This window comes from Serratia odorifera (assembly GCF_041448735.1).
Lineage (GTDB): Bacteria > Pseudomonadota > Gammaproteobacteria > Enterobacterales > Enterobacteriaceae > Serratia_F > Serratia_F odorifera.
Genome location: NZ_JBGMUT010000018.1, coordinates 22,223 through 47,968, shown reverse-complemented (window position 1 = coordinate 47,968; position 25,746 = coordinate 22,223). Strand labels below are relative to the sequence as shown.

General features: G+C 55.7%; 25 protein-coding genes and 2 tRNA genes. 16 read left to right on the top strand and 11 right to left on the bottom strand.

Annotation, left to right across the window (positions count from 1 at the left end):
- Position 1: 1 nt before the first annotated feature.
- Positions 2–77, bottom strand: a tRNA-Gly gene (locus ACCC84_RS22715).
- Positions 78–292: 215 nt separating this feature from the next.
- On the bottom strand, positions 293–838 hold the full coding sequence (gene orn, locus ACCC84_RS22710; RefSeq protein WP_004956002.1) for an oligoribonuclease: 546 nt from the start codon (positions 836–838) through the stop codon (positions 293–295).
- A gap of 243 nt (positions 839–1,081) precedes the next feature.
- Between orn and rsgA the strand changes: the two genes are divergently transcribed.
- The 3 genes from rsgA (at position 1,082) to mscM (ending at position 6,478) form a co-directional block, all read left to right on the top strand.
- The gene (rsgA, locus tag ACCC84_RS22705; protein ID WP_039991290.1) at positions 1,082–2,131 is read left to right on the top strand and encodes a small ribosomal subunit biogenesis GTPase RsgA; all 1,050 of its coding nucleotides are present in this window, start codon (positions 1,082–1,084) and stop codon (positions 2,129–2,131) included.
- 74 nt (positions 2,132–2,205) lie between these two features.
- Positions 2,206–3,102: an archaetidylserine decarboxylase gene (asd, locus tag ACCC84_RS22700; RefSeq protein ID WP_004956008.1), complete on the top strand. Its 897-nt coding sequence runs from the start codon at positions 2,206–2,208 to the stop codon at positions 3,100–3,102.
- Between the two features lie 13 nt (positions 3,103–3,115).
- Positions 3,116–6,478: a miniconductance mechanosensitive channel MscM gene (gene mscM / locus ACCC84_RS22695; RefSeq protein ID WP_004956010.1), complete on the top strand. Its 3,363-nt coding sequence runs from the start codon at positions 3,116–3,118 to the stop codon at positions 6,476–6,478.
- 66 nt (positions 6,479–6,544) lie between these two features.
- On the opposite strand, the gene epmA is transcribed toward mscM, so the two are convergent.
- On the bottom strand, positions 6,545–7,522 hold the full coding sequence (gene epmA / locus ACCC84_RS22690; protein ID WP_039991292.1) for an elongation factor P--(R)-beta-lysine ligase: 978 nt from the start codon (positions 7,520–7,522) through the stop codon (positions 6,545–6,547).
- Positions 7,523–8,011: 489 nt separating this feature from the next.
- Here epmA and frdA point away from each other — a divergent pair, with 489 nt between their 5' ends.
- The 5 genes from frdA to blc all read left to right on the top strand — a co-directional run bounded on the left by frdA (position 8,012) and on the right by blc (position 11,930).
- On the top strand, positions 8,012–9,808 hold the full coding sequence (gene frdA, locus ACCC84_RS22685) for a fumarate reductase (quinol) flavoprotein subunit (RefSeq protein WP_004956017.1): 1,797 nt from the start codon (positions 8,012–8,014) through the stop codon (positions 9,806–9,808).
- Positions 9,801–10,535, top strand: coding sequence for a succinate dehydrogenase/fumarate reductase iron-sulfur subunit (locus ACCC84_RS22680; RefSeq protein WP_004956020.1), 735 nt, complete (start codon positions 9,801–9,803; stop codon positions 10,533–10,535). Before frdA ends, ACCC84_RS22680 begins: the two co-directional genes overlap by 8 nt.
- Positions 10,536–10,551: 16 nt before the next feature.
- The gene (gene frdC, locus ACCC84_RS22675) at positions 10,552–10,944 is read left to right on the top strand and encodes a fumarate reductase subunit FrdC (protein WP_039991293.1); all 393 of its coding nucleotides are present in this window, start codon (positions 10,552–10,554) and stop codon (positions 10,942–10,944) included.
- 12 nt (positions 10,945–10,956) lie between these two features.
- Positions 10,957–11,316 carry a fumarate reductase subunit FrdD gene (gene frdD, locus ACCC84_RS22670; protein WP_004956026.1) on the top strand — a complete coding sequence of 120 codons (360 nt, stop codon included), beginning with the start codon at positions 10,957–10,959 and terminating at the stop codon, positions 11,314–11,316.
- 83 nt (positions 11,317–11,399) lie between these two features.
- Positions 11,400–11,930 carry an outer membrane lipoprotein Blc gene (gene blc / locus ACCC84_RS22665; RefSeq protein WP_039991294.1) on the top strand — a complete coding sequence of 177 codons (531 nt, stop codon included), beginning with the start codon at positions 11,400–11,402 and terminating at the stop codon, positions 11,928–11,930.
- Here the strand turns inward: blc and sugE are convergent.
- The 4 genes from sugE to efp form a co-directional block, all read right to left on the bottom strand.
- Positions 11,927–12,244 (bottom strand): quaternary ammonium compound efflux SMR transporter SugE, encoded by a 318-nt coding sequence (sugE, locus tag ACCC84_RS22660; RefSeq protein ID WP_198773936.1) that lies wholly within the window; start codon positions 12,242–12,244, stop codon positions 11,927–11,929. The two genes, blc and sugE, sit on opposite strands and share 4 nt — an antisense overlap.
- Before the next feature lie 219 nt (positions 12,245–12,463).
- The gene (locus ACCC84_RS22655) at positions 12,464–12,595 is read right to left on the bottom strand and encodes an entericidin A/B family lipoprotein (RefSeq protein ID WP_004956032.1); all 132 of its coding nucleotides are present in this window, start codon (positions 12,593–12,595) and stop codon (positions 12,464–12,466) included.
- A 120-nt stretch (positions 12,596–12,715) separates the two neighbouring features.
- Entirely contained in the window at positions 12,716–12,847 is a 132-nt protein-coding gene (locus ACCC84_RS22650) for an entericidin A/B family lipoprotein (protein WP_004956035.1), read from the bottom strand.
- Between the two features lie 70 nt (positions 12,848–12,917).
- On the bottom strand, positions 12,918–13,484 hold the full coding sequence (efp, locus tag ACCC84_RS22645; RefSeq protein ID WP_004956037.1) for an elongation factor P: 567 nt from the start codon (positions 13,482–13,484) through the stop codon (positions 12,918–12,920).
- 42 nt (positions 13,485–13,526) lie between these two features.
- Between efp and epmB the strand changes: the two genes are divergently transcribed.
- A complete protein-coding gene (gene epmB, locus ACCC84_RS22640) occupies positions 13,527–14,555 on the top strand; it encodes an EF-P beta-lysylation protein EpmB (protein ID WP_273872454.1) in 1,029 nt (342 codons plus the stop codon).
- 68 nt (positions 14,556–14,623) lie between these two features.
- Here epmB and ACCC84_RS22635 read toward each other — a convergent pair whose 3' ends face one another.
- The 4 genes from ACCC84_RS22635 to ACCC84_RS22620 all read right to left on the bottom strand — a co-directional run bounded on the left by ACCC84_RS22635 (position 14,624) and on the right by ACCC84_RS22620 (position 18,033).
- The gene (locus ACCC84_RS22635) at positions 14,624–14,968 is read right to left on the bottom strand and encodes a DUF4156 domain-containing protein (RefSeq protein WP_039991297.1); all 345 of its coding nucleotides are present in this window, start codon (positions 14,966–14,968) and stop codon (positions 14,624–14,626) included.
- Between the two features lie 352 nt (positions 14,969–15,320).
- On the bottom strand, positions 15,321–16,967 hold the full coding sequence (gene groL / locus ACCC84_RS22630; RefSeq protein ID WP_004956042.1) for a chaperonin GroEL: 1,647 nt from the start codon (positions 16,965–16,967) through the stop codon (positions 15,321–15,323).
- Between the two features lie 45 nt (positions 16,968–17,012).
- Complete coding sequence (locus ACCC84_RS22625) at positions 17,013–17,306, bottom strand: co-chaperone GroES (protein ID WP_025123790.1); 294 nt, start codon at positions 17,304–17,306, stop codon at positions 17,013–17,015.
- A gap of 235 nt (positions 17,307–17,541) precedes the next feature.
- Positions 17,542–18,033, bottom strand: a complete 492-nt coding sequence (locus ACCC84_RS22620) for an FxsA family protein (protein WP_039991300.1) — start codon at positions 18,031–18,033, stop codon at positions 17,542–17,544.
- A gap of 348 nt (positions 18,034–18,381) precedes the next feature.
- Between ACCC84_RS22620 and aspA the strand changes: the two genes are divergently transcribed.
- The 7 genes from aspA (at position 18,382) to ACCC84_RS22585 (ending at position 25,700) form a co-directional block, all read left to right on the top strand.
- Positions 18,382–19,818 (top strand): aspartate ammonia-lyase, encoded by a 1,437-nt coding sequence (gene aspA / locus ACCC84_RS22615; RefSeq protein ID WP_198773938.1) that lies wholly within the window; start codon positions 18,382–18,384, stop codon positions 19,816–19,818.
- A gap of 125 nt (positions 19,819–19,943) precedes the next feature.
- On the top strand, positions 19,944–21,245 hold the full coding sequence (locus tag ACCC84_RS22610; RefSeq protein ID WP_004956057.1) for an anaerobic C4-dicarboxylate transporter: 1,302 nt from the start codon (positions 19,944–19,946) through the stop codon (positions 21,243–21,245).
- A gap of 131 nt (positions 21,246–21,376) precedes the next feature.
- The gene (gene cutA / locus ACCC84_RS22605; RefSeq protein ID WP_004956058.1) at positions 21,377–21,700 is read left to right on the top strand and encodes a divalent cation tolerance protein CutA; all 324 of its coding nucleotides are present in this window, start codon (positions 21,377–21,379) and stop codon (positions 21,698–21,700) included.
- On the top strand, positions 21,676–23,406 hold the full coding sequence (locus tag ACCC84_RS22600; protein ID WP_273872458.1) for a protein-disulfide reductase DsbD: 1,731 nt from the start codon (positions 21,676–21,678) through the stop codon (positions 23,404–23,406). Before cutA ends, ACCC84_RS22600 begins: the two co-directional genes overlap by 25 nt.
- Positions 23,407–23,447: 41 nt before the next feature.
- A complete protein-coding gene (gene dicD, locus ACCC84_RS22595) occupies positions 23,448–24,023 on the top strand; it encodes a division control transcriptional repressor DicD (RefSeq protein WP_039991301.1) in 576 nt (191 codons plus the stop codon).
- A gap of 159 nt (positions 24,024–24,182) precedes the next feature.
- Positions 24,183–24,258 (top strand) — tRNA-Phe (locus ACCC84_RS22590).
- Positions 24,259–25,004: 746 nt separating this feature from the next.
- On the top strand, positions 25,005–25,700 hold the full coding sequence (locus tag ACCC84_RS22585; RefSeq protein WP_371902366.1) for a hypothetical protein: 696 nt from the start codon (positions 25,005–25,007) through the stop codon (positions 25,698–25,700).
- The last annotated feature ends 46 nt before the right edge of the window (positions 25,701–25,746 follow it).

Here is a 25,746-nt window from a genome sequence, read left to right as displayed (position 1 = left end):
TTGGAGCGGGAAACGAGGCTCGAACTCGCGACCTCAACCTTGGCAAGGTTGCGCTCTACCAACTGAGCTATTCCCGCGTCGTATCGATAGCCGAACTTTTTCAAATTCTTCATCGGTACGGGGTGCGCATTATACGAGAAATCCTTTTTGCCGCAAGCCCCTAAAAGCAAAAAAACGTTTTTTTTGTTTGATTGCCGATTAATACGCCAAGATGGTGAAATAAACGGCGCGACCTGCGCATTTAACATTCAGTCATAACGAAAACGGCCGGTTATCGGCCGCGATCCACCGACTAGAGCTGAATAAAATGTTCACGATAGTAGGCCAGTTCGGCGACCGATTCGCGAATGTCATCCAGCGCCTGATGCGTACCCTGCTTTTTAAAACCGACCAGTATTTCCGGTTTCCAGCGACGCGCCAGCTCCTTGAGGGTACTGACATCCAGATAGCGATAATGGAAGTAGGCTTCCAGCTGCGGCATATAACGGAACAGGAAACGGCGATCCTGTCCGACGCTGTTGCCGCAGATCGGTGATTTACCGGCCGGCACCCATTGCTGCAGGAAGGTAATGGTAGCCAGTTCGGCGGCTTGGGCATCGTACGGACTGTCTTTAACCCGCTGCACCAGCCCGCTGCCGGTATGGGTGCGCACGTTCCAGTCATCCATCAGCGCCAACTGCTCATCCGGCTGATGTACCGCGATCACCGGCCCCTCCGCCAGGATGTTCAGGTTGGCGTCGGTCACCAGCGTGGCGATTTCGATAATGCGATCGCGTTCAGGATCCAGACCGGTCATTTCCAGATCGATCCAAATCAGATTGTTTTCGTTTCCTGTCATGTGATGTCCTGCTTATCAGTCCTGGCGGCGACCACCGTCGCCCACCGATTGCCGTAGTACGGTCAACAACGGTTATTTAATATAAAATAGCGTGTATCATAGTCTTTTTGGTCGTAACGAGCGATATACTCGTGGTATCTATTCCCCGCAGCGGCGTTGGCTTGGCCCGTTTGCCCTGGCGCCACGGGTTTGTTGCCTTGTCGCCGCATGAATGATGCCGAGTATCCCGCCGAGAGAGGTGCAGTGAGCAAGAACAAACTGTCGAAAGGTCAGCAACGCCGCGTGCAGGCGAACCATCAGCGTCGCCTGAAGCGCACTGATAACAAACCGGAACTGGACGATTCCCAACTGGGCGAGCCGCAAGACGGGATCGTAATCAGCCGCTTTGGCATGCACGCCGATGTTGAAGCGGCAGATGGTAGTCAGCATCGCTGCAACATCCGCCGCACGCTGCGTTCGCTGGTCACCGGCGATCGCGTGGTGTGGCGTCCGGGACTGGGCAGCCATGAAGGGGTAAAAGGCATCGTCGAGGCGGTTCACGAACGAACCTCGGTGCTCACCCGCCCGGATCTTTACGACGGCGTTAAGCCGATCGCGGCCAACATCGATCAGATCGTCATCGTTTCGGCGATCTTGCCTGAACTGTCGCTGAACATCATCGATCGCTATCTGGTGGCCTGCGAAACGCTGGAGGTTGAACCGCTGATCGTACTGAACAAGATCGATCTGCTGGATGCCGAAGCCCGCAAGCTGGTCGATGGCATGATGAACATCTATCGCAACATCGGTTATGGCGTGCTGGAAGTCTCCAGCCGAACCCGTGAGGGGATGGACGCGTTTGAAAAAGCCCTTGCCGGGCGCATCAGCATCTTTGCCGGCCAGTCCGGCGTCGGCAAGTCCAGCCTGTTGAATGCCCTGCTGCCGCCGTCCAAACAGCAAATTCTGGTAAATGAGGTTTCCGATGTCTCCGGCCTCGGGCAACATACCACCACCGCGGCGCGTCTGTATCACTTTCAGCATGGCGGTGATGTGATTGATTCGCCGGGGGTGCGTGAATTTGGCCTGTGGCATTTGGAGCCGGAACAAATCACCCGCGGTTTTGTCGAATTCCGTGACTATCTGGGCAGTTGCAAGTTCCGTGATTGCACCCATGACAACGATCCCGGCTGTGCCATTCGCGCGGCGGTCGAGCGTGGCGATATCGCGGAAGAACGTTTCGACAACTACCACCGCATCCTGGAAAGCATGGCGCAGGTCAAGGTTCGCAAGAACTTCCCCGACGCCAACGGCTAAGTCTATCGGGCGAGCGTTGACAGCGGCCAAACCACCGCTACAATGCGCGCCCTTTACCCTTTCAAGAGGTTAACGTGCTGGATAGCATTAAAATTACATTGCAGTACTGGCTGCCAAAGCTGGCGCTGACGCGTCTTGCCGGCTGGGGCGCCGATAAAAAGGCCGGTTGGCTGACTCAACTGGTGGTAAAGGCATTTGCCCGCTTTTACCGCGTCGACATGCAGGAAGCACAAAACCCGGATCTGGCTTCCTACCCGACGTTCAACGACTTCTTTGTGCGCCCGCTGCGCGACGGCGCGCGCCCGATCGTCGACGATGCCAACGTATTGGCGCTGCCTGCCGATGGCGCAATCAGCCAGCTCGGCCCAATCCGCGACGATCAGATTTTCCAGGCCAAGGGCCACAACTACAGCCTGGAAGCGCTGCTGGCCGGTAATTATCTGCTGGCGGAGCCGTTCCGCAACGGGCTGTTTGCCACCATTTATCTGGCGCCGCGCGACTATCACCGCGTCCATATGCCGTGTGACGGCGTGCTGCGTGAAATGATCTACGTGCCGGGCGATCTGTTCTCGGTCAATCCGCTGACCGCCGCCAACGTGCCAAACCTGTTTGCCCGTAACGAACGCGTCATCTGCGTATTTGATACTGCCTTTGGGCCGATGGTGCAGATTCTGGTCGGCGCGACCATCGTCGGCAGCATTGAAACCGTCTGGGCCGGCACCGTCACGCCGCCACGCGAAGGCATCATCAAACGCTGGACCTATCCGGCAGAAGGCATGGAAGGAGCCATTCAACTGCTCAAAGGTGAAGAGATGGGTCGCTTCAAGCTCGGCTCGACGGTGATCAACCTGTTTACGCCAGGCAGCGTGCACTTCGAACCGCGCCTGAACAACGGCACCGTCACCCGTATGGGCGAAGCGTTTGCCGAAGCGTCTGCGGCAGCTGCAACCGCAGAATCCCCACAGACCTAAAGGAACTGCTGCTGTGCGCCTGATTATTACCACCTTGTTGCTCGGTTGTTTGTTGACTCAATCGGCGCTGGCTGCGCCGCTGCCGGATGAGTCACAGCTCCAACAGGAGCTGAAGCAGGCCGAAAGCAATAAAAACGCGCCTAATCAGGCGGAAACGGTGGAGGCGCTGCAAAGCGCCATTAACCGACTGGCCGAACGCAAGGAATCCATCACGCGTTCGGAGCAGTACCAGAAGGTGATCGACGAATTTCCCCGGATGACGCAGGAGTTGCGTCGTCAACTGACGATTGAAGACGCCAAAATCCTGCCCAATGGCGACAATCTGCCCGCCAGCGATCTGGAACAGCAAATCCTGCAAACCAGCAGCCAATTGCTGGAACAGGCGCGTTTACTGCAACAGGAACAGGATCGCACGCGAGAAATCAGCGATTCCCTTGGCCAACTGCCACAGCAGCAAGCCGAGGCCCGTCGTGCGTTAACCGAAACGCAACGACGTCTGCAAGCTCAGCCGGCCAATCCGACTACGCCAAACGCGCTGGCACAGCTGTCGCTGCTGCAGGCCGAGGCCGCAGCGCGTAAAGCCAAGGTTGACGAGCTGGAACTGGCGCAGCTTTCCGCCAACAACCGCCAGGAGCTGGCGCGAATGCGCGCCGAGGTGCATAAAAAACGCCACGAAAAGCTTGATGTTCAGCTTCAGGCGCTGCGCAATAACCTCAATAGCCAGCGTCAGCGCGAGGCCGAGCTGGCGCTCGAAAAAACCGAACTGTTGGCCGAACAGAGCGGCGAACTGCCTAAAAGCATTAGTCAGCAGTTGCAAATCAACCGAGAGCTGTCCACCGCGCTGAACAATCAGGCTCAGCGTATGGATTTGATTTCATCGCAACAACGCCAGGCCGCCTCACAGACCTTACAGGTGCGTCAGGCGCTCAGTACCATCATCGAACAGGCTCAATGGCTGGGGTCGTCGTCGGTACTGGGTGAAACCCTGCGTGCTCAGGTTGCCACGTTGCCGGAAATGCCGAAGCCGCAACAGTTGGACAGTGACATGGCGCAGCTGCGCGTACAGCGACTGCAGTTCGAAAGCCAGTTGGAAAAACTGCCGCAACGGGCACAAAGCATCAAACAGGACGACGGCTCCGATCTGACGCCGGCGCAGCAACGCATTATCGACGCGCAGATCCGCACCCAGCGTGAGCTGCTCAACTCGCTGCTGTCCGGCTGCGATACGCAAATTCTTGAACTGACCAAACTGAAGGTCGCCAACACTCAACTGGTGGATGCGCTAAATGAAATCAAGGACGCCACCCACCGCTATCTGTTCTGGGTGCCGGACGTCAGCCCGATCAACCTGTCCTACCCGATCAACGTCGCACATGACCTGACCAGACTGCTGTCGCTCGATACCCTGGCTCAGTTGAGCGGCGCGTTCATGATGATGGTGACCAGCCGCAGCACGCTGATCCCGATTTTCGGTGCCCTGCTGCTGGTAATTTTCAGTATCAGTTCACGCAAGCATTACCACGCCTTCCTGGCCCGCTCAAGCAGTAAGGTCGGCAAGGTAACCCAGGATCAGTTCTATCTGACGCTGCGCACCGTCTTCTGGTCGATTCTGGTGGCACTGCCGCTGCCGGTACTGTGGGCTGCGCTGGGATACGGTCTGCAAAATGCCTGGCCATATCCGGTCGCGGTGGCGATCGGTGACGGCGTTACCGCCACGCTGCCGATCCTGTGGGTGTGTATGATCAGCGCCGCCTTCGCCCATCCGCAGGGGCTGTTTATCGTCCACTTCCGCTGGCCGGTGCAACAGGTTTCACGCGCCATGCGTTACTACAAAATGTCGATCTGGCTGATTGTACCGCTGATCATGGCGTTGATTACCTTCGATAACCTGAACGACCGCGAGTTTTCCAATACGCTGGGGCGTCTGTGCTTCATTTTACTGTGTGTAGCGCTCAGCCTGGTGACCAACAGCCTGAAGCGCGCCGGCATCCCGCTGTATCTGGATAAGAAAGGTTCCGGCGAGAATATGCTTAACACCGCGCTGTGGGGGCTGCTGCTGTCGGCACCGCTGCTGGCAGCTCTGGCGTCGGCCATCGGCTATCTGACCACCGCGCAGGCGCTGTTGGCACGCCTGGAAACCTCGGTCGCCATCTGGTTCTTCCTGCTGGTGGTATATCACATCATTCGCCGCTGGATGCTGATCCAACGCCGTCGAATTGCCTTCGATCGCGCCAAACAACGGCGCGCCGACATCCTGGCCCAGCGCGCACGCGGCGAAGAGGAGACACCGAATACCCCGGTCGTCAGCAGTAACGAAGGATCGATGGACGTCGATGAGTCCGAAATCGATCTGGACGCGATCAGCGCCCAGTCGCTGCGGCTGGTTCGGTCGATCCTGACGATGATCGCGCTGGTGTCGGTGATCTTCCTGTGGTCGGAGATCCATTCCGCCTTCGCCTTCCTGGAAAACATCACCCTGTGGGATGTGACGTCCAAGGTGAACGGCGTCGACACCGTACAGCCGATCACCCTCGGTGCGGTACTGATCGCCATTCTGGTGTTGATCGTCACCATGCAACTGGTGCGTAACCTACCGGCACTGCTGGAGTTGGCAGTATTGCAGCACCTGGATCTGACCCCCGGCACCGGCTATGCCATTACCACCATCACCAAGTACCTGTTACTGCTGTTTGGCGCGATCCTCAGCTTTGCCTGGATCGGCATCGAATGGTCGAAACTGCAATGGGTCGTCACCGCGCTCAGCGTCGGTTTGGGCTTCGGCATGCAGGAGATCTTTTCCAACTTTATCTCCGGCCTGATCATTCTGTTTGAAAAACCGATCCGCATCGGCGATACCGTGACGATCCGCAACCTGACCGGCAGCATCACCAAGATCAATACGCGCGCTACCACCATTTCGGACTGGGACCGCAAAGAGATCATCGTGCCGAACAAGGCGTTCATCACCGAACAGTTCATTAACTGGTCGCTGTCCGATTCGGTAACCCGCGTGGTACTGACCGTGCCTGCGCCAGCGGAAGCCAACAGCGAAGAAGTCACCAAGATCCTCACCGATGCTTCCGAACGCTGCTCGCTGGTACTGGATAACCCGCCACCAGAGGTGTATCTGGTCGATCTGCAGCAAGGTATCCAGATTTTCGAGCTGCGTATCTATGCCGCAGAAATGGGTCATCGCATGCCGCTGCGCCACGAGATCCACCAGCTGATTCTGGCCGGCTATCGCGAACACGGCATTACCCTGCCGTACCCGCCGTTCCAGGTACGCACCGAAACGCTGTCGCGCATCAACAACAATGGCCGGGCGGTATCATCTACCCCGGCACCAAACACCAAACGCGAGTCGGGCGGTTTGTAGATCGCAGACAAAAAAAGGGCCGGCAGAGATGCTGCCGGCCCTTTTTTACGCCCAACCGATAGCGGGTTATGCCCGAGTCACCGGGAAGGCAATAACCTCACTCAGGCTTTCGGCCCCCAGCGCCAACATCACCAGGCGATCCACGCCCAGCGCCACCCCGGCGCAGTCCGGCATGCCATGGCGCAGTGCATCCAGCAAGTTGTGGTCAATCGGCTGCTCTGGCAAACCGCGAGCGGCACGTTTCCGATTATCCTGCTCAAAACGCTGGCGTTGTTCGTTACCGTCGGTTAGCTCACGGAACCCGTTCGCCAGCTCCAACCCCTTGAAGTACACCTCGAAGCGCTCCGCTACCCGATGATCTTCGGTACTGATTTCCGCCAATGCCGCTTGCGAGGCCGGGAAATGATAGACAAACGCCGGCTTTTCGCGGCCAATATGCGGCTCGACGCCGACGGTGAACAGCAATTGCAACAGCGTGTCACGGTCTTCTTCCGTGTCGGCAATATTGCCGAGATCCAACTTGGTCGCCGCTTCACGCAGTTGGGCTTTTTCCGCCGACAGTGGATCGATATCCAGATGGCGCAAAAACGCCTGTTGGTACGACAGGGTTTCCGCGCTGTCGCAATCCAGCACCTGTTGCAGCAGATCGTCCACTTCATTCATCAGCCGGTACATGTCGTAATGCGGGCGATACCATTCCAACATGGTGAATTCAGGGTTGTGGTGGCGCCCCGCCTCTTCATTGCGGAACGCACGTCCCATCTGATAGATCGGGCCACTGCCGGCCGCCAGCAGGCGCTTCATGTGATATTCCGGGCTGGTCATCATGTACAGCGTCATCCCTTCAGCCGCTCCCGGGCCAACAAAGCGCGTTTCGAACGGGAACAGGTGAACGTCGGTCACCGTCGCCTGGCTCATCGCCGGCGTTTCAACCTCCAATACGCCGCGATCGGCAAAAAAACGCCGGATCTCAGCCAGGATCGCTGCGCGCTTCAACAAATTGGCGATGGGTGCACTAGGCTGCCAGCTTGCCGTTTCGCTCATGGTAATTACTCCGAAATCAAACAGGGGATGCAGTCTACTCGTATCCTGCCCGGCAAACAAATTCTCGGCTGAAAACCGCACCGCCTGCGGACAAATCCCTTGGTTTCCTGTGGCCAAATCTCTCTTCTGTCCTACGCTTGACCATTGACTTGCCGCGCCGCGCTCATCGCGTCGTCGATGCTTGCGGCAACGCAAGTGGCAAACACCGATACCACCATGATTAAGACGGTTAAAAAGCGCGAAATGGAAGACAACCGCTTCTTTTACAGGACAGCCTCTCGCCAAATGAATAAAAGACAAAACAATCGATCACATCAAATTTCTACTACTTAACTTTAGGTATAGTGAAAACCCTATAGTTGGTAAGCGTTATTTATCCTTAGTATTTATTGCCAACGGCAGATTTTAGTTAGCACCCGAATTATTTACCTGAATTTTAAGTATAGATAATCAATCAGCTATTTTTGACAAGTTTACTGGAGGAATGCAGTGCAAACCTTTAATGCCGATCTCGCCATCATTGGCGCTGGAGGAGCCGGTCTACGCGCAGCAATCGCCGCCGCGGAGGCCAACCCTCAATTAAAAATCGCGCTGATCTCGAAGGTCTATCCAATGCGCAGCCACACGGTTGCCGCAGAAGGCGGATCTGCCGCCGTCACACAGGATCATGATGCCTTTGATTACCATTTCAATGACACCGTCGCCGGCGGCGACTGGCTGTGCGAGCAGGACGTGGTCGATCACTTCGTTCACAGCTGCCCGCGTGAAATGGCTCAATTGGAGCAATGGGGCTGCCCGTGGAGCCGCAAGCCGGACGGCTCGGTTAACGTGCGTCGTTTCGGCGGCATGAAGATCGAACGCACCTGGTTTGCCGCTGACAAAACCGGCTTCCACATGCTGCATACCCTGTTCCAGACCTCGCTGAAATACCCGCAAATCCAGCGTTTTGACGAACACTTCGTGCTCGACATCATGGTGGACGACGGTCAGGCACGCGGCCTGATCGCCATCAACATGATGGAAGGCACCCGAGTGCAGATCCGTGCCAATGCGGTGGTGATGGCCACCGGCGGCGCCGGGCGCGTTTACCGCTATAACACCAACGGCGGCATCGTCACCGGTGACGGCATGGGCATGGCGTTCCGTCATGGCGTGCCGCTGCGCGATATGGAATTTGTCCAGTATCACCCTACCGGCCTGCCGGGTTCCGGTATCCTGATGACCGAAGGCTGCCGCGGCGAAGGCGGCATTCTGGTCAACAAGGACGGCTACCGCTATTTACAAGATTACGGCATGGGCCCGGAAACGCCGCTCGGCGAGCCGAAGAACAAATACATGGAACTCGGTCCGCGTGACAAGGTGTCACAGGCGTTCTGGCACGAATGGCGTGCCGGCCGCACCGTGGCGACGCCTCGCGGCGACGTGGTATACCTGGATTTGCGTCATCTGGGCGAAAAGAAACTGCTGGAACGCCTGCCGTTCATTTGTGAACTGGCCAAAGCCTACGTGGGCGTCGATCCGGTCAAGGAGCCGATCCCGGTGCGCCCTACTGCGCATTACACCATGGGCGGTATTGAAACCGATCAACACTGTGAAACCCGCATCAAGGGGCTGTTTGCCGTCGGCGAATGTTCTTCGGTCGGCCTGCACGGTGCCAACCGCCTCGGTTCCAACTCGCTGGCAGAGCTGGTGGTCTTTGGCCGCGTCGCCGGTGAGCATGCCGCGCGCCGCGCGCTGGAAAGCGGCCCGGCTAACGGCAGCGCGCTGGACGCACAGGGTCGCGATGTGGAAACCGCACTGAGCAACCTGATGAAACAGGAAGGCAGCGAAAACTGGTCGAAGATCCGCGATGAAATGGGGCTGTCAATGGAAGAAGGCTGTGGCATCTACCGCACGCCGGAGCTGATGCAGAAAACCATCGACAAGCTGGCTGAGCTCAAGGAGCGTTTCAAACGCGTCAAGATCACCGACACCTCCAGCGTGTTCAATACCGATTTGCTTTACACCATTGAACTCGGCCATGGTCTGGACGTCGCCGAATGCATGGCGCATTCCGCCTTCAACCGCAAAGAATCACGCGGCGCGCACCAGCGTCTGGATCCAGGCTGTACCGAGCGTGACGACGTCAACTTCCTGAAGCATACGCTGGCGTTCCATAACCCGCATGGCGTACCGCGCCTGGAGTACAGCGACGTGAAAATCACCAAACTGCCACCGGCCAAACGTGTCTACGGCGCTGAAGCCGATGCACAGGAGAAAAAGGATAAGGAGCAGGCGAATGGCTGAGATGAAAACCCTGAAAATCGAGGTCATGCGTTATAACCCGGAAAGCGATGCGCAACCGCATTTCGAAACCTATAACGTACCTTACGATGAGCAAACCTCGCTGCTTGATGCATTGGGTTATATCAAGGACAACCTGGCGCCGGATCTATCCTACCGCTGGTCATGCCGTATGGCGATTTGCGGTTCCTGCGGCATGATGGTCAACCGTGTGCCGAAGCTGGCATGCAAGACTTTCCTGCGCGAATACACCGGCGGCATGAAGGTCGAGGCGTTGGGCAACTTCCCGATCGAGCGCGATTTAGTGGTCGACATGACCCACTTTATCGAAAGTCTGGAAGCGATCAAACCGTACATCATCGGCAACGATCGCAAACCGGAAGACGGCCCGAACCTGCAAACGCCGGCGCAAATGGCCAAATATCACCAGTTCTCCGGCTGTATCAACTGTGGGTTGTGCTATGCCGCCTGCCCGCAGTTCGGCCTGAATCCGGAGTTTATCGGTCCGGCGGCGATCACTCTGGCGCATCGCTACAATCTGGATAACCGCGACCATGGCAAGAAACAGCGCATGCCGCAGCTTAACGGCCAGAACGGCGTCTGGAGCTGTACGTTTGTTGGCTATTGTTCTGAAGTCTGTCCAAAACACGTCGATCCGGCCGCTGCCATCCAGCAGGGCAAGGTAGAGAGTGCCAAAGACTTCATGATCGCAATGCTGAAACCGCAATAAGGGAGAGGAGACGGCAATGACAACACAACGTAAGCCGTATGTGCGTACCATGACGCCAACCTGGTGGCAAAAACTGGGATTCTATCGCTTCTATATGCTGCGAGAAGGCACCTCGGTACCGGCGGTATGGTTCAGCATCGTGCTGATCTACGGCGTATTTGCGCTAAAAGGCGGTCCGGATAGCTGGGTTGGATTTATCGGCTTTCTGCAAAACCCGCTGGTGCTGCTGATTAACATCGTCGCGCTGCTGGCGGCGCTGCTGCACACCAAAACCTGGTTCGATCTGGCGCCAAAAGCCGCCAATATCGTGGTTAGCGGTGAAAAAATGGGCCCTGGCCCGATAGTCAAGGCCCTGTGGGCAGTGACTATCGTGGTGAGCGTGATCATACTCGCCGTCGCGCTACTGTAATCCGGAGGAAACATGATAAATCTTGCACCTAAACGTTCCGACGAGCCGGTATTCTGGGGATTGTTCGGCGCCGGCGGCATGTGGGGAGCCATCGTTGCACCGGCGATAGTATTATTGATGGGTATTTTGCTGCCACTCGGCCTGTACCCTGGGGATGCGCTGAGCTATGAGCGCGTACTGGCCTTCAGCCAAAGCCTGATCGGTCGGTTGTTCCTGCTGCTGATGATCATCCTGCCGCTGTGGTGTGGCCTGCACCGTATTCACCACGCCATGCACGATCTGAAAATCCACGTGCCGGCCGGAAAATGGGTGTTTTACGGCCTGGCGGCGATCCTGAGCGTGGTCACGCTGATTGGCGTCGTCACGCTGTAATCCCCTCGGCGGCCAGCACTGGTTGGCCGCCAACCCCACATTTCCGCTACACTGTTTATCTCACCGGTAAACAGGAGTTACCTATGCGTTTATGGTCAAAACTGTGCATGATGCTTCCCGCGCTGCTTTCTGTCGCCTGCAGCGTGTCCCCGCCAAAGGACGTCAAGGTAGTGGATAACTTCGACGCTAAACGCTATCTCGGCACCTGGTACGAAATCGCCCGGCTCGATCACCGCTTCGAACGCGGCCTGGAACAGGTTACCGCGCAATACAGCCCGCGTGAAGACGGCGGCCTGAAGGTGATCAATAAAGGGTTTAATCGACAAAAACTGCAGTGGCAGCAAAGCGAAGGTAAAGCCTACTTTATCGGATCGCCACAGCAGGCGTCGCTAAAAGTGTCGTTCTTCGGGCCGTTTTACGGCGGTTATAACGTCATTGAACTGGATGCTGACTATCGCTATGCGCTGGTCTGCGGGCCAAACCGCGACTATCTGTGGATCCTGTCACGCACGCCGACGCTGGATGCCAACGTACGCGACAAACTGCTGCAAACCGCACGAGGCTACGGTTTCGAGGTCGACAAACTGATCTGGGTGAAACAGCAAGACAATTAATGGCTGCTGAATTTCAACCCGAGAATACCGACAATAATCAGGCACAGGCTTAAAACGCGCATGATATTGGTCGACTCGCCGAGCAGCACCATGCCCATAATCGCCGCCCCGACGGCGCCAATGCCGGTCCACACCGCATAAGCGGTGCCAGCGGGCAGCGTTTTCATTGCATTTGCCAATAGCACCATACTGACGACCATTGCCACAATGGTAATGATGCTGGGCGTTAAACGGGTAAATCCGTGGGTATATTTCAGGCCGATGGCCCAGACAACTTCCAGTAAACCGGCAATAACAAGAATGATCCACGCCATGGAACAGGCTCCAGGATATATGGGGTCGTCCCCTGATCAACGACGCGCAGGAAGGTCGTCCAACCTGGCTTAATGAACGGTAAAATTATAACGCACAGTCGGCGACAAAGTCGCGCCAAAGAATCACGCCAGACACGGTCAAGCAGGGTATTCCACGACGGCAAAACTGATTAACACCGATTATCGCACGTGGAATACCACAGACAACATCAGTGAGCGTTATTGTGCGCTGCGTTGGATCGCCTCGCCACCGGCTTGAACGTCCTTGCCGACGCCTTCGGTGGTATTGCACGCAGTCAGTGAAGACAGAACCAGCACAGAGAAAATCGCAATAATACTTTTCTTCAACATAAGAAAATCCTTATTTGTAAGTGACGAAAAGATACAGCTTTCTAAGCGTAGTCAAAATTGGTAGGCGTTGCCGTTATAAACAGACTTTTCTCTCTCCATCCATTAATAACGCTTAACGTTTTAGTCTGCACCGCGAGAAATAGCGCCGCCAAGATGCTGCACGTCTTCGCCAAAACCACGGAAGGTATTACAGCCGCTAAGGGACAGCAATAATGCGAGGGAAATAATGGCTAACAGCGTTTTTTTCATCATGCCAATTCTGCCAAGGTTCTAAAAAGGACGCTAAAACGCGGGAGCCGCGCTGGCTCCCCCGCATAAATACTTATTTAACGCGTGATACGTATTCGCCAGAGCGGGTGTCAACTTTGATCACTTCGCCGATCTGCACGAACAATGGCACCTTAACCACTGCGCCAGTGGACAGTGTCGCTGGCTTGCCGCCGGTACCGGCAGTATCGCCTTTCAGGCCTGGATCGGTATCGGTGATTTCCGCTTCGATAAAGTTCGGCGGCTGCACGGCGATAGGACGACCGTCCCACAGCGTAACGATACACTCCGCATTATCCTGCAGCCATTTGGCCACGTCGGAAACGGTTTTTTCTTCAACCTGGTGCTGCTCAAAGGTCTCTGGGTGCATGAAGTGGTAGAACTCACCGTCGTTGTACAGGTAGTTCATGTTGGTATCAACCACGTCAGCGCCTTCGCAGGAGTCGGTAGATTTGAAGGTTTTCTCAACGCGGCTGCCGGTCAGCAGACGACGCATTTTAACACGAGCAAAAGCCTGGCCTTTACCTGGCTTGACGAACTCGCTGGATTCAACGGCGTAAGGCTCGCCCTCGAACATGATTTTAAGACCCGGACGGAAATCGTTGCTAGAATAAGTCGCCATGATGGCCCTCTGAATATTTAAACTGGTAGCTTAGCCAAAAAAATGGCACACATTATAACCCAAAACATCGCGGATAGAGAAGAATGGTTGCATCAACTCGCCGATGTTATTACCGACCCCGATGAATTACTGCAGCTGCTGTCACTGAACGCGCATCCGCTGTTGCCGCAGGGGCGTGAAGCGCGTCGGCTGTTCCCGCTGCGCGTACCACGCGCCTTTGCTGCTCGCATGCGTCCTGGCGATGCCAATGACCCTTTGCTGCGACAGGTACTGACCGCCAGCGAAGAGTTCGTTATCGCCCCCGGCTTTACCACCGACCCGCTTGACGAACAGCGCAGCGTAGTGCCAGGACTGTTGCATAAATACCGCAACCGCGCGCTGCTGCTGGTGAAAGGCGGCTGTGCGGTCAACTGCCGCTACTGTTTCCGCCGCCACTTCCCTTATCAGGATAACCAGGGCAACAAGGCCAACTGGCGTCTTGCGCTGGAGTATATCCGCCATCACCCGGAACTGGATGAAATAATTTTCTCCGGCGGCGATCCGCTGATGGCGAAAGATCACGAACTTGATTGGCTGATCGGCGAACTGGAGGCTATTCCACACCTGAAACGACTGCGCATTCACAGCCGTTTGCCGGTGGTGATCCCTGCACGCGTCACCGAGGCCTTGTGCCAACGGCTGGCTGCGTCACGTCTGCAGGTGCTGATGGTTACGCATATCAACCACGCCAATGAAATCGATGCCGCACTAAGCACCAGTATGGCGCAACTGCGCCGAGCCGGGGTTACGCTACTCAACCAGAGCGTGCTGTTGCGTCACATCAATGATGATGCCGACACGCTGGCGGCGCTGAGCAATGCGCTGTTCGAGGCCGGGATCCTGCCGTATTACATTCATGTGCTGGATAAGGTACAGGGAGCGGCGCACTTTATGGTCAGCGACGACCAGGCTCGCGAGATCATGAAAGCGCTGCTGAGCAAGGTTTCCGGCTATCTGGTACCGCGCCTGACGCGTGAAATTGGCGGCGAGCCAAGTAAAACGCCGCTGGATCTGCGCCTCACCCAGCAATAGATCGCACCGTCAGATGCAAAAAGAGGAATGCCTGAGCATTCCTCTTTTGTTTTAAACCGTAGACCGTATCAAGGGCACTTATACACCTGGCCGATCATTTTGCTGTCCAGTGGCGCGAAGCTGGAAAGCAGATTCTGGCTTGGGCTGGTTGCGCCGTAAATCACGTTGCCGCCCATTGCCGCCGCCTTATTGCGCAGATCGTTGGCCGCGCCGCGCAGGCCGCCGCTTTCAGCATTGCTGCCAGACAGCCAATTGCTCTGGGTGCCGGTCACTTCACCCACCAGTTGGCATTCTGCCGCCGGTTTGGTGTCGGTGAATTTAACTTGCTGACCTGCGCTGGTCAGTTCATTGGTCGTGCTGCATCCTGCCAGCAGCAACGCTGCTGAAAGTCCCAGTAAGGCTTTAATCCGCATCTTGTTCCCCATATGATGTTGAGAATTACGCAAAAGCTTATCAGAAAGCGATGCTATCTCTTAAGCTTCCGTTGCCACATGTGCCTGGTCAACGCCTTGAGCGACAGCTGATGATGTACCAGTTTACACGCTAAATCAGCCCGGTCTGCAAAAATATCATCAAATACCGTGCGCGAACGCGCGCATTATTCGCCGACCGTGCTTGCATAACCAATGGCAGACGCGGCGGCATACGCCAACTGCGCCCAAGATCCCCAATGAAATCGTTATGGCACCAGGTCGTTGCCGGATCCCGCGCATAAAAAAACCCCGACTATCGCCGGGGTTTATCACACTACGGTGTGGGGGATGATTACATCATGCCGCCCATGCCACCCATGCCGCCCATACCGCCAGCGCCACCCATGTCAGGTGCGTCAGCTTTAGGCAGATCGGTAACCATGCACTCGGTGGTGATCATCAGACCAGCCACGGATGCTGCGTACTGCAGAGCAGAACGCGTTACTTTGGTTGGGTCCAGGATACCCATGGCGATCATGTCGCCGTACTCTTCAGAGTAAGCGTTGTAGCCGTAGCTGCCTTCGCCTGCCTTCACGTTGTTGGCGATGACAGAGGCTTCTTCACCGGCGTTGATCACGATCTGGCGCAGAGGCGCTTCCATCGCACGCAGTGCAACCTTGATGCCCACGTTCTGATCTTCGTTGGCACCTTTCAGTTCGGCAATTTTGCTGGCTACGCGTACCAATGCTACGCCACCGCCGGCAACCACGCCTTCTTCAACCGCAGCACGGGTTGCGTGCAGGGCATCTTCAACGCGGGCTTTCTTCTCTTTCATTTCAACTTCAGTTGCAGCGCCAACCTTGATAACGGCAACGCCGCCAGCCAGTTTGGCCACGCGCTCTTGCAGTTTTTCACGATCGTAGTCAGAGGTCGCTTCTTCGATCTGCTGACGGATCTGGCTAACACGGCCCTGAATAGTCGCTTCGTCGCCCACGCCATCAATGATGATGGTGGTGTCTTTGCTGATGACAACGCGTTTTGCCTGACCCAGGTCTTCCAGGGTAGCTTTTTCCAGCTCCATACCGATCTCTTCAGAGATAACGGTACCGGCAGTCAGGGTGGCGATGTCTTGCAGCATGGCCTTACGACGGTCGCCGAAGCCTGGTGCTTTAACCGCTGCAACTTTAACGATGCCACGCATGGTGTTGACCACCAGGGTCGCCAGCGCTTCGCCTTCCACGTCTTCAGCAACGATCAGCAATGGCTTGCCGGCTTTCGCCACGGCTTCCAGTACTGGCAGCATTTCGCGGATGTTGGAGATTTTCTTGTCAGCCAGCAGGATGAACGGGCTTTCCAGCTCAACAGAACCGGTTTCCGGCTTGTTGATGAAGTAAGGAGACAGGTAACCACGGTCGAACTGCATACCTTCAACCACGTCCAGCTCGTCTTGCAGGCCGGTACCTTCTTCAACGGTGATAACGCCTTCTTTGCCGACTTTTTCCATCGCTTCTGCAATCAGTTTACCCACGGTTTCGTCGGAGTTTGCAGAGATGGTGCCTACCTGGGCAATTGCCTTGGAGTCAGAGCAAGGTACGGACAGATTCTTCAGCTCTTCAACTGCAGCAATAACGGCTTTGTCGATACCGCGCTTCAGATCCATCGGGTTCATGCCCGCGGCCACGGCTTTCAGACCTTCGTTGATGATCGCCTGCGCCAATACGGTGGCGGTGGTGGTACCGTCGCCCGCAGCGTCGTTCGCTTTAGAGGCGACTTCTTTCACCATCTGCGCGCCCATGTTTTCGAACTTGTCTTCCAGTTCGATTTCACGTGCTACGGAAACGCCGTCTTTGGTGATGGTAGGAGCGCCGAAGGATTTATCCAGCACTACGTTACGGCCTTTCGGGCCCAGGGTCACTTTCACTGCATCAGCGAGAACATTCACGCCGCGTTGCATTTTTACGCGAGCGTCATTGCCGAATTTTACGTCTTTAGCTGCCATTGGTATTTCCCTTCAACTCTTTTCAGTTCAGAAGATAAAGCGTAATTACGCTTCAACAATTGCCAGAATGTCGCTTTCGGACATGATCAACACTTCTTCATTGTCGATCTTCTCTGCTTTCACGCCGTAACCGTCGTTGAAAATCACGATGTCGCCTACTTTCACATCCAGCGGTTGAACATTACCGCTTTCCAGAACGCGCCCTTTGCCGACGGCTACTACTTCACCACGGGTGGATTTACCCGCCGCAGAGCCAGTCAGTACGATGCCGCCAGCAGATTTTGATTCAACTTCTTTACGCTTGACGATAACGCGGTCATGCAATGGACGAATACTCATTGAACGCTCTCCTGTAAGAAGGTCTGTATCAGATTTAGGGTTATTCACCGGATTATCATATTTACCGGCCTCGTGGGTTTGAAATGGGGGCATTCCATCCCCCTTCAAGGGGGCCGAGTAAAAATTTTTTGCTTTTATGTCTGACGGCACCCTGCCGCCAGCCACGCACGGCCCGCAGGCCGCATTGACGCGCCATGTCTGCCGGTTTGTCGGCCGACACGGCGCGAAAACGGTTTTAGCGATCGTCGCGTTTGTGGCTGTCGTCCGGGCGGTGCTCGATCACATTGCGATCGTCGTCCTTACGCTGGAACTCGCCGTCAAACGTGTTGCCGTCGGCAGCGCCGCCGCCCTGCCCCCAACCGCCGGGACGATACACCGACAGATGCGGCATCAGCTTCAGCGTCAGGGATTTCTGCACCGGCGGCAGCAACAGCAGCAGGCCGAGAAAATCGGTAAAGAAGCCCGGCACCAGCAGCAAAAAGCCCGCCAGCACCAGCGAAACGCTCTTCACCATTTCCGCCGCCGGACTTTCGCCAGCCGCCAGCTTCTGCTGCATCTGTACGAAGGTTTTCATGCCCTGGTTACGCACCAGCGAAACGCCAACGCACGAGGTAAAGATCACCAGCAACAGGGTGACTGCGACGCCCAGCACGGCGGCGACTTTAATAAACAGCGATATTTCGATGTAAACCAGCAAAAATATCAGCAAAAACGGTAACCAGCGCACCGCGTTCTCCTATCAGATGGCTTCGCGTACCCGCGCGGTGGCGCATACGTGAAAAAGAGGGCCAGATTCAGGCCGATTTGATAACAATGGGGGCGGCCTGCAGACATTTCAACCAGACGGCATTTTTTATTGCTAGAGTTAACAAACGTGAATGAGATCACAGAATGCAAAAGCTGTGGTTTTTGAAGCGTCAGATAGTGATCTGGGTTCATTCATTTATTCCAAAGCAGCATATGATCTGGGCTGCAACAATTGCCACGGTCAATACTTCGGCAGTTGAAGCTCACGGCGACATAAATTAGTTAACAAGCAAATAATTAATTCGGCAGCAACATAGAGAAGGTTCTCATGTCAAACAACATTCGTATCGAAGAAGACCTGCTAGGAACACGTGAAGTACCCGCAGAAGCCTATTACGGTGTTCATACTCTGCGTGCGATTGAAAACTTTTATATTAGTAACAGCAAGATAAGTGACGTTCCTGAGTTTGTCCGTGGCATGGTTATGGTGAAGAAAGCCGCTGCGCTGGCTAACAAAGAGCTCAAAACCATTCCGCGTAAAATCGCCGATACAATCATCCAGGCTTGCGATGAAGTGCTGGATAAAGGCAAGTGCATGGATCAATTCCCGGTGGATGTGTTCCAGGGCGGTGCAGGCACCTCTTTGAACATGAACACCAACGAAGTGCTGGCGAATATCGGCCTGGAGCTGATGGGACATCAAAAAGGGGAATATCAGTACCTGAACCCGAACGATCACCTCAACAAGAGCCAGTCCACCAACGACGCCTACCCAACCGGTTTCCGCATCGCAGTGTACGCGTCGATCATCAAACTGAATGACGCCATCAACCAGCTGCGCGAAGGCTTCGACCGCAAAGCCAAAGAATTTGAAACCATCCTGAAAATGGGACGCACCCAGTTACAGGATGCGGTACCGATGACCCTCGGCCAGGAATTCCACGCCTTCAGCGTGCTGCTGAGCGAAGAAATCCGCTGCCTGCAACGCACCTCGGAGCTGCTGCTGGAAGTGAACCTGGGCGCGACCGCCATCGGCACCGCGCTGAATACGCCAGAAGGCTACCAGCAATTGGCGGTACAGAAACTGGCGGAAGTCAGCAACCTGCCGGTGGTACCGGCGGAAGACCTGATCGAAGCCACCTCCGACTGCGGTGCCTATGTCATGGTGCACAGTGCGTTGAAACGCCTGGCGGTGAAACTGTCCAAAATCTGTAATGACCTGCGCTTGCTGTCTTCCGGCCCACGCGCTGGCCTCAATGAAATCAACCTGCCAGAACTGCAGGCGGGCTCATCGATCATGCCGGCCAAGGTAAACCCGGTGATCCCGGAAGTGGTGAACCAGGTATGCTTTAAGGTGATTGGCAACGACACTTGCGTTACTATGGCCGCCGAAGCAGGTCAGTTGCAGTTGAACGTGATGGAGCCGGTGATTGGCCAGGCGATGTTCGAGTCAATTCACATCCTGACCAACGCATGCTACAACCTGCTGGAAAAATGCATCAACGGCATTACTGCCAACAAAGAAGTGTGCGAGCACTACGTCTTCAACTCTATCGGTATCGTGACCTATCTGAACCCGTTCATTGGCCACCACAACGGTGACATCGTCGGCAAGATCTGCGCGGAAACCGGTAAGAGCGTACGTGAAGTAGTGTTGGAGCGCGGCCTGTTGACCGAAGCCGAACTGGATGACATTTTCTCGGTTGAGAACCTGATGCACCCGGCCTATAAAGCGAAACGCTACACTGATGAAAACGAACAATAACAACGACATCCGTTAGCCCGAAAGGCACGCTAAATCCTCTGGATAGCGTGCCTTTTTACTTTCTGGCGCCCACAAAAATTTAACGTTTCATTTTCATAATGTTTTCTATTGAGGAGTAACACACTATGTTAGCGGTGGAATTGATTATCGTTCTACTGGCCATTTTTTTGGGGGCCAGATTGGGCGGTATCGGCATTGGCTTTGCAGGGGGCCTTGGGGTTTTAGTCTTGGCAATGATCGGCGTTAAGCCGGGCAATATTCCCTTTGACGTTATTTCAATCATCATGGCGGTTATCGCTGCCATCTCCGCAATGCAGGTCGCGGGCGGCATGGATTACCTGGTACAGCAAACTGAAAAATTGCTGCGTAAGAACCCAAAACACATCACTATTCTGGCGCCCGTTGTCACCTATTTCCTGACCATTTTTGCCGGCACCGGCAATATTTCGCTCTCCGCGCTGCCGGTGATCGCCGAAGTGGCCAAAGAGCAGGGCATCAAACCGTGTCGGCCGCTGTCGACCGCCGTGGTGTCCGCCCAGATAGCCATTACCGCCTCACCGATTTCCGCTGCGGTCGTGTATATGTCGTCGGTAATGGAAGGCCACGGCGTCAGCTACTTGCATATGCTGATGGTGGTGATCCCGTCGACCTTCTGTGCGGTGTTGCTGATGTCGCTGCTGGTCAGCTGGATCTTCGACTCAAAACTGTCTAACGACCCGGTTTACCTGAAGCGATTCGAGGAAGGCCTGGTCACACTGCGCGGCAATAACGTGGTCACCATCAAGCCACGCGCCAAAATGTCGGTGATGCTGTTCCTGCTGGGCGTACTGTGCGTAGTGGCCTACGCCATTATCAACAGCCCAGGTCTGGGGCTGGTGGCTACGCCGTTGATGAACACCACCAACGCCATCCTGATCATCATGTTGAGCGTAGCTACCCTGACCACGCTACTGTGCCGCGTCGATACCGATCTGGTGTTGAATTCCAGCACCTTCAAGGCCGGCATGAGCGCCTGTATCTGTATTCTTGGCGTAGCCTGGCTGGGCGATACCTTTGTTCAGGCCAACATCGGCTGGATCAAGGAAACCGCGGGTAACGTCATTCAGGCGCACCCGTGGCTGCTGGCGGTGATTTTCTTCTTCTGTTCGGCGTTGCTCTATTCGCAGGCGGCAACCGCCAAAGCGCTGATGCCAATGGCGCTGGCGCTGAACGTCAGCCCACTGACTGCCATTGCCTCCTTCGCTGCGGTATCCGGCCTGTTTATTTTGCCTACCTACCCGACGCTGGTGGCTGCGGTGCAGATGGACGATACCGGCACCACCCGCATCGGCCGCTTCGTGTTTAACCATCCGTTCTTTATTCCGGGTACCATTGGCGTCGTCTTCGCCGTGCTGTTCGGCTTCCTGCTGGGCAGCGTCATCTTGTAACACCACCATCGGGGTTGCCACGCAGCCCCGATTTCCTCCTGCTTTTCTCCGGTCGTGATAAACTCGCCTTCTGGCCCAACGGCCTTCAAGGTATAGTGCCTGCCTGCCCCTAACGGTTGAGAGGAGTAAACATGTCTGATTGCAATGCCGTCGTCATACTCTGTACCGCACCGGATGAAGCCACAGCGCAAGAACTGGCGGCGCGCGTATTGGGCGAAAAACTGGCGGCCTGCGCCACGTTGCTGCCCGGCGTCTCATCGCTCTATTACTGGGAAGGGAAACTGGAACAGGAATACGAAGTGCAAATGCTGTTCAAAAGCGATAAACAGCATCAGCACGCCCTGCTCAGCCACCTGAAACAACATCACCCGTATCAAACGCCCGAGTTGTTGGTGCTGCCGGTGATGACTGGAGATAAAGACTACCTGTCATGGATCAACGCATCGTTAAACTGATTTTCCTGCTTTGCGGCCTGTGGTTACTGCCGCTAAGCGCACAAGCCTCACTGTTTGGCGGCAACGGCGGTAGCCAGTTTGTGCCCGTCGATCGGGCATTTGCCTTCGATTTTCAGCAAAAAGACCACCAACTGACGCTAAGCTGGCAAATACGCCCCGGTTATTATCTGTATCGCCAGCAAATCAAGCTGGTGCCGCAGCAGGCCCAATTGGGAGCCGTTACGCTACCCAGCGGCTTGAGCCATAAAGATGAGTTCTTCGGCGAGGTTGAGATTTACCAGCAGCAATTGAGGTTGCCGCTGACGCTACAGCAGGCCGGTGACAACGCCAGCCTCAGCGTCACCTATCAGGGCTGTGCCGAAGCCGGTTTTTGCTATCCGCCGGAAACCCGCGTGGTCCCGCTGAATGCCGTGATCGCCGCCGCAACGCCGAGCCCAACGCCGGCTGCTGCGCCGCAGCCGTCCCCGACGGTATCGGCGCCACCGGCCGAACTGCCGTTCTCACCGCTGTGGGCGCTGTTGATTGGCATCGGTATCGCCTTTACCCCGTGCGTATTGCCGATGTATCCATTGATTTCCGGCATTATTCTTGGCCGTGAACGCCCGCACAGCAGCGGCCGCATCCTGTTGCTGGCGGTGGTGTATGTGCAAGGTATGGCGCTGACCTATACCCTGCTTGGGCTGGTGGTGGCCGCCGCCGGGCTGCAATTCCAGGCGGCGCTGCAACACCCTTACGTACTGATTGGCCTGTCGCTGCTGTTTATTGCGCTGGCGTTGTCGATGTTCGGCCTCTACTCGCTGCAATTGCCGTCATCACTGCAAACCCGGCTGGCCACGTGGAGCAACACCCAGCGCGGCGGCTCGCTGGCCGGGGTGTTCGCCATGGGCGCGCTGGCCGGGCTGATCTGCTCGCCATGCACTACCGCACCGCTCAGCGCCATCCTGTTGTATATCGCGCAGAGCGGCAACCTGTGGGCCGGTGGCGGTACGCTGTATCTGTATGCCTTGGGCATGGGCATCCCGCTGGTGCTGGTCACCCTGTTCGGCAACCGACTACTGCCGCGCAGCGGGCCGTGGATGCAATACGTGAAAGAAGCGTTCGGCTTCGTCATTCTGGCGCTGCCGGTATTCCTGCTTGAGCGGGTGATTGGCGACGTCTGGGGTCTGCGACTATGGAGCCTGCTGGGTCTGGCGTTCTTTGGCTGGGCCTTTGCACTCAGCCTAACCGCCACGCGTCGCTGGGCGCGTCTGGCACAATTGCTGCTGCTGGCCGCCGCGGTGATCGTCGCCCGGCCGTTGCAAGACTGGGCTTTCGGCTCCAATGCCACACAGCAGGCAGCGCAGCCGCACCTCAATTTTACCCGTGTCGATAACGTGGCGCAGCTCGAACAGGCGCTGCAGCAGGCGCAGGGCAAGCCGGTGATGCTGGATCTGTACGCCGACTGGTGCGTCGCCTGCAAAGAGTTCGAAAAATATACCTTCAGCGACCGCGCAGTACAGGCCCGTCTGGCCAATACCGTCCTGTTGCAGGCTGACGTGACCGCCAACAGCAGCGAACAGGCTGCGCTGCTCAAGCAGCTCAAGGTGCTGGGGTTACCGACTATCCTGTTCTTTGATGCTCAAGGGCAAGAGCTGCCGGCCGCCCGCGTTACAGGTTTCATGGACGCGCAGACCTTTGATGCGCATTTGCAGAAAACAGTGCCATAAACGACACTGAGGTTCATAACAAGAGTTTGGAGGGGTTACACGTGCAACGCGAACTTGTTCTTGATACGGCGCTGGGACTATTGGAACAAAAGGGTCTGGCGACCACCACGCTGGAAATGCTGGCGGAAAAACTCGGCATGCAGCCCAGCGATTTCAAGCCGTTCTGGGCGGATCGCGAAGCCCTGCTGTACGACTGTCTGCGTCATCACGGGCAGCAGATCGATGCCTGGCGCCGCCAGCTATTACTGGACGAATCCCTTAGCCCGCAGCAAAAACTGCTGGCGCGCTACGACGTGCTGGCCGAGTACGTGAAAAACGATCGTTATCCCGGCTGCCTGTTTATCGCCGCCTGCAGCGTGTTCCCCGAAGACGACCATCCGATCCACCAGTTGGCGGAGCAGCAAAAGATGACCTCCCTCGAGCTGACCCGCGACCTGCTACGCGAAATGGATGCGGATGACGCCGACATGGTGGCTCAGCAAATGGAGCTGGTGCAGGAAGGGTGTTTGAGCAAACTGCTGATCAAACGGCAGCTTCAGGATGTATCGGTTGCCAAACGGCTGGCAGAGGATATTCTGCAGGTAGCACAATGCCGTAAACACGGTGCGTTAAGCTAGAATTGTGCCCCCACTGACGCCGGCATGAGCCTGATTTATCACGCCAAGGACAAACTTCAGGCAGTTTGTTTGAAAAGTCAGCGAGCGCGCCGGTTTTTTGGCGTTTATGACATAAAGCGATTGACGCCATCGGGCCTTTAGGGTTTAATGCGGCGCGTTGCCCGGATAGCTCAGTCGGTAGAGCAGGGGATTGAAAATCCCCGTGTCCTTGGTTCGATTCCGAGTCCGGGCACCATATTTAGAAGAACCCGCCTATGGCGGGTTTTTTGCTTTCTAGGGTATGGACTCTCCATCGAACTACGTTCGATTATTCGGCCTGGCGGCCTCACCCTGCGGGCCAACGCCAAGCGTTGTTCAACCCGTCGCCAGCGACGGTTGTCCGAGTCCGGGCACCCTATTTAGAAGAACCCGCCTATGGCGGGTTTTTTGCTTTCTAGGGTATGGACTCTCCATCGAACTACGTTCGATTATTCGGCCTGGCGGCCTCACCCTGCGGGCCAACGCCAAGCGTTGTTCAACCCGTCGCCAGCGACGGTTGTCCGAGTCCGGGCACCCTATTTAGAAGAACCCGCCTATGGCGGGTTTTTTGCTTTCTGGGGTATGGACTCTCCATCGAACTACGTTCGATTATTCGGCCTGGCGGCCTCACCCTCAGGAATAATATTTCCCCACCAGCAGGTTTAGAAAAATCCGGCGGCCCTGAGTCAAACATAACCACGTTGGCAATCCGGACCAGAACGTCATTCACCGCCTCGTCTCTTGCCCGTCATGAATCTATCGGTCATTAACGGCTCCATTGTGCCCGCATTGAGCATAACAATGCACAAATTAACTTTTTCCTGCGGAAAATGGACTTGGTACAGTAGCTGGTTGCGATTTATCTGCCCTTTTTTATCCGTTAAACTGATTTAATCGTCCGTCGGGTTTACACAATCGACAGCATAACCGACGCTTAAAAGCTTTTTAATCGGGGAAATGGACATGAAGAGCAATGACCTGGCGCATATTTATTACAATACCAATCAGCAAACCATGAAAGAGTGGCGCAATCATCCGCATATTGGAGACGTCAAGCCAGGGTATTACGACTACATCAAACTTGCTGTTACCAGCGGCATAAAACCGCCGCTCACCGGACCGATCGCACAGCTTTTTAACGATATCGAAGAACAACTGAAAAATGATCCACTCGCCGACCTCTTGCCAAGGGCGGGATTTCACTTCACCTTTTTACCCCTGACTTTACCACTGTACACAGAAAACCAAAGGTTACCCGGCAAGGCTAGACGGTTATTGGATATTTGGCATGATTATGATGCAAAAAACCTTCACCTCCGAGAGCTAAGACTCATCGCCTTGCCCAGTCAGTTATTGCTAGCAGGAATACCTGATGATTCCAACGTGGTCATGCGTCGGACATTATGTGAAAAGGTTTTAGACTCACCATGGCGGGACGAGCTGCTTGCACGTCATTCCAGCACCCCGTTACCCGCGCCGTTCTGGCACAGTACCTTGTTACGTTATAATGCAGCGTTTTTGCCCGAGATAATGAGGACGTTTTTCCGCAACAATCGATCGCGACGTTTTGGCGATGTGTCAGGAGAGCTACAATTGACCATGGTTAATTATAACTGGACTCGGGGCACTTCAATTGATAACGCCATAGTTTATCAATAAACTGAATATCTGATTCAACGGCGCGTTCTATGTCCGCCAGGTACGG

What these genes read in the sequence shown, in the direction of transcription:
- ACCC84_RS22600 (WP_273872458.1), top strand. Translation starts at nt 21,676, where the DNA reads ATGGATCAACGCATCGTTAAACTGATTTTCCTGCTTTGCGGCCTGTGG.
- ACCC84_RS22585 (WP_371902366.1), top strand. Translation starts at nt 25,005, where the DNA reads ATGAAGAGCAATGACCTGGCGCATATTTATTACAATACCAATCAGCAA.
- epmA (WP_039991292.1), bottom strand. Translation starts at nt 7,522, where the DNA reads ATGAGCGAAACGGCAAGCTGGCAGCCTAGTGCACCCATCGCCAATTTG.
- aspA (WP_198773938.1), top strand. Translation starts at nt 18,382, where the DNA reads ATGTCAAACAACATTCGTATCGAAGAAGACCTGCTAGGAACACGTGAA.
- ACCC84_RS22625 (WP_025123790.1), bottom strand. Translation starts at nt 17,306, where the DNA reads ATGAGTATTCGTCCATTGCATGACCGCGTTATCGTCAAGCGTAAAGAA.
- ACCC84_RS22655 (WP_004956032.1), bottom strand. Translation starts at nt 12,595, where the DNA reads ATGTTGAAGAAAAGTATTATTGCGATTTTCTCTGTGCTGGTTCTGTCT.
- frdD (WP_004956026.1), top strand. Translation starts at nt 10,957, where the DNA reads ATGATAAATCTTGCACCTAAACGTTCCGACGAGCCGGTATTCTGGGGA.
- efp (WP_004956037.1), bottom strand. Translation starts at nt 13,484, where the DNA reads ATGGCGACTTATTCTAGCAACGATTTCCGTCCGGGTCTTAAAATCATG.
- orn (WP_004956002.1), bottom strand. Translation starts at nt 838, where the DNA reads ATGACAGGAAACGAAAACAATCTGATTTGGATCGATCTGGAAATGACC.
- ACCC84_RS22680 (WP_004956020.1), top strand. Translation starts at nt 9,801, where the DNA reads ATGGCTGAGATGAAAACCCTGAAAATCGAGGTCATGCGTTATAACCCG.
- blc (WP_039991294.1), top strand. Translation starts at nt 11,400, where the DNA reads ATGCGTTTATGGTCAAAACTGTGCATGATGCTTCCCGCGCTGCTTTCT.
- cutA (WP_004956058.1), top strand. Translation starts at nt 21,377, where the DNA reads ATGTCTGATTGCAATGCCGTCGTCATACTCTGTACCGCACCGGATGAA.
- groL (WP_004956042.1), bottom strand. Translation starts at nt 16,967, where the DNA reads ATGGCAGCTAAAGACGTAAAATTCGGCAATGACGCTCGCGTAAAAATG.
- ACCC84_RS22650 (WP_004956035.1), bottom strand. Translation starts at nt 12,847, where the DNA reads ATGATGAAAAAAACGCTGTTAGCCATTATTTCCCTCGCATTATTGCTG.
- epmB (WP_273872454.1), top strand. Translation starts at nt 13,527, where the DNA reads ATGGCACACATTATAACCCAAAACATCGCGGATAGAGAAGAATGGTTG.
- sugE (WP_198773936.1), bottom strand. Translation starts at nt 12,244, where the DNA reads ATGGCGTGGATCATTCTTGTTATTGCCGGTTTACTGGAAGTTGTCTGG.
- ACCC84_RS22635 (WP_039991297.1), bottom strand. Translation starts at nt 14,968, where the DNA reads ATGCGGATTAAAGCCTTACTGGGACTTTCAGCAGCGTTGCTGCTGGCA.
- ACCC84_RS22610 (WP_004956057.1), top strand. Translation starts at nt 19,944, where the DNA reads ATGTTAGCGGTGGAATTGATTATCGTTCTACTGGCCATTTTTTTGGGG.
- frdC (WP_039991293.1), top strand. Translation starts at nt 10,552, where the DNA reads ATGACAACACAACGTAAGCCGTATGTGCGTACCATGACGCCAACCTGG.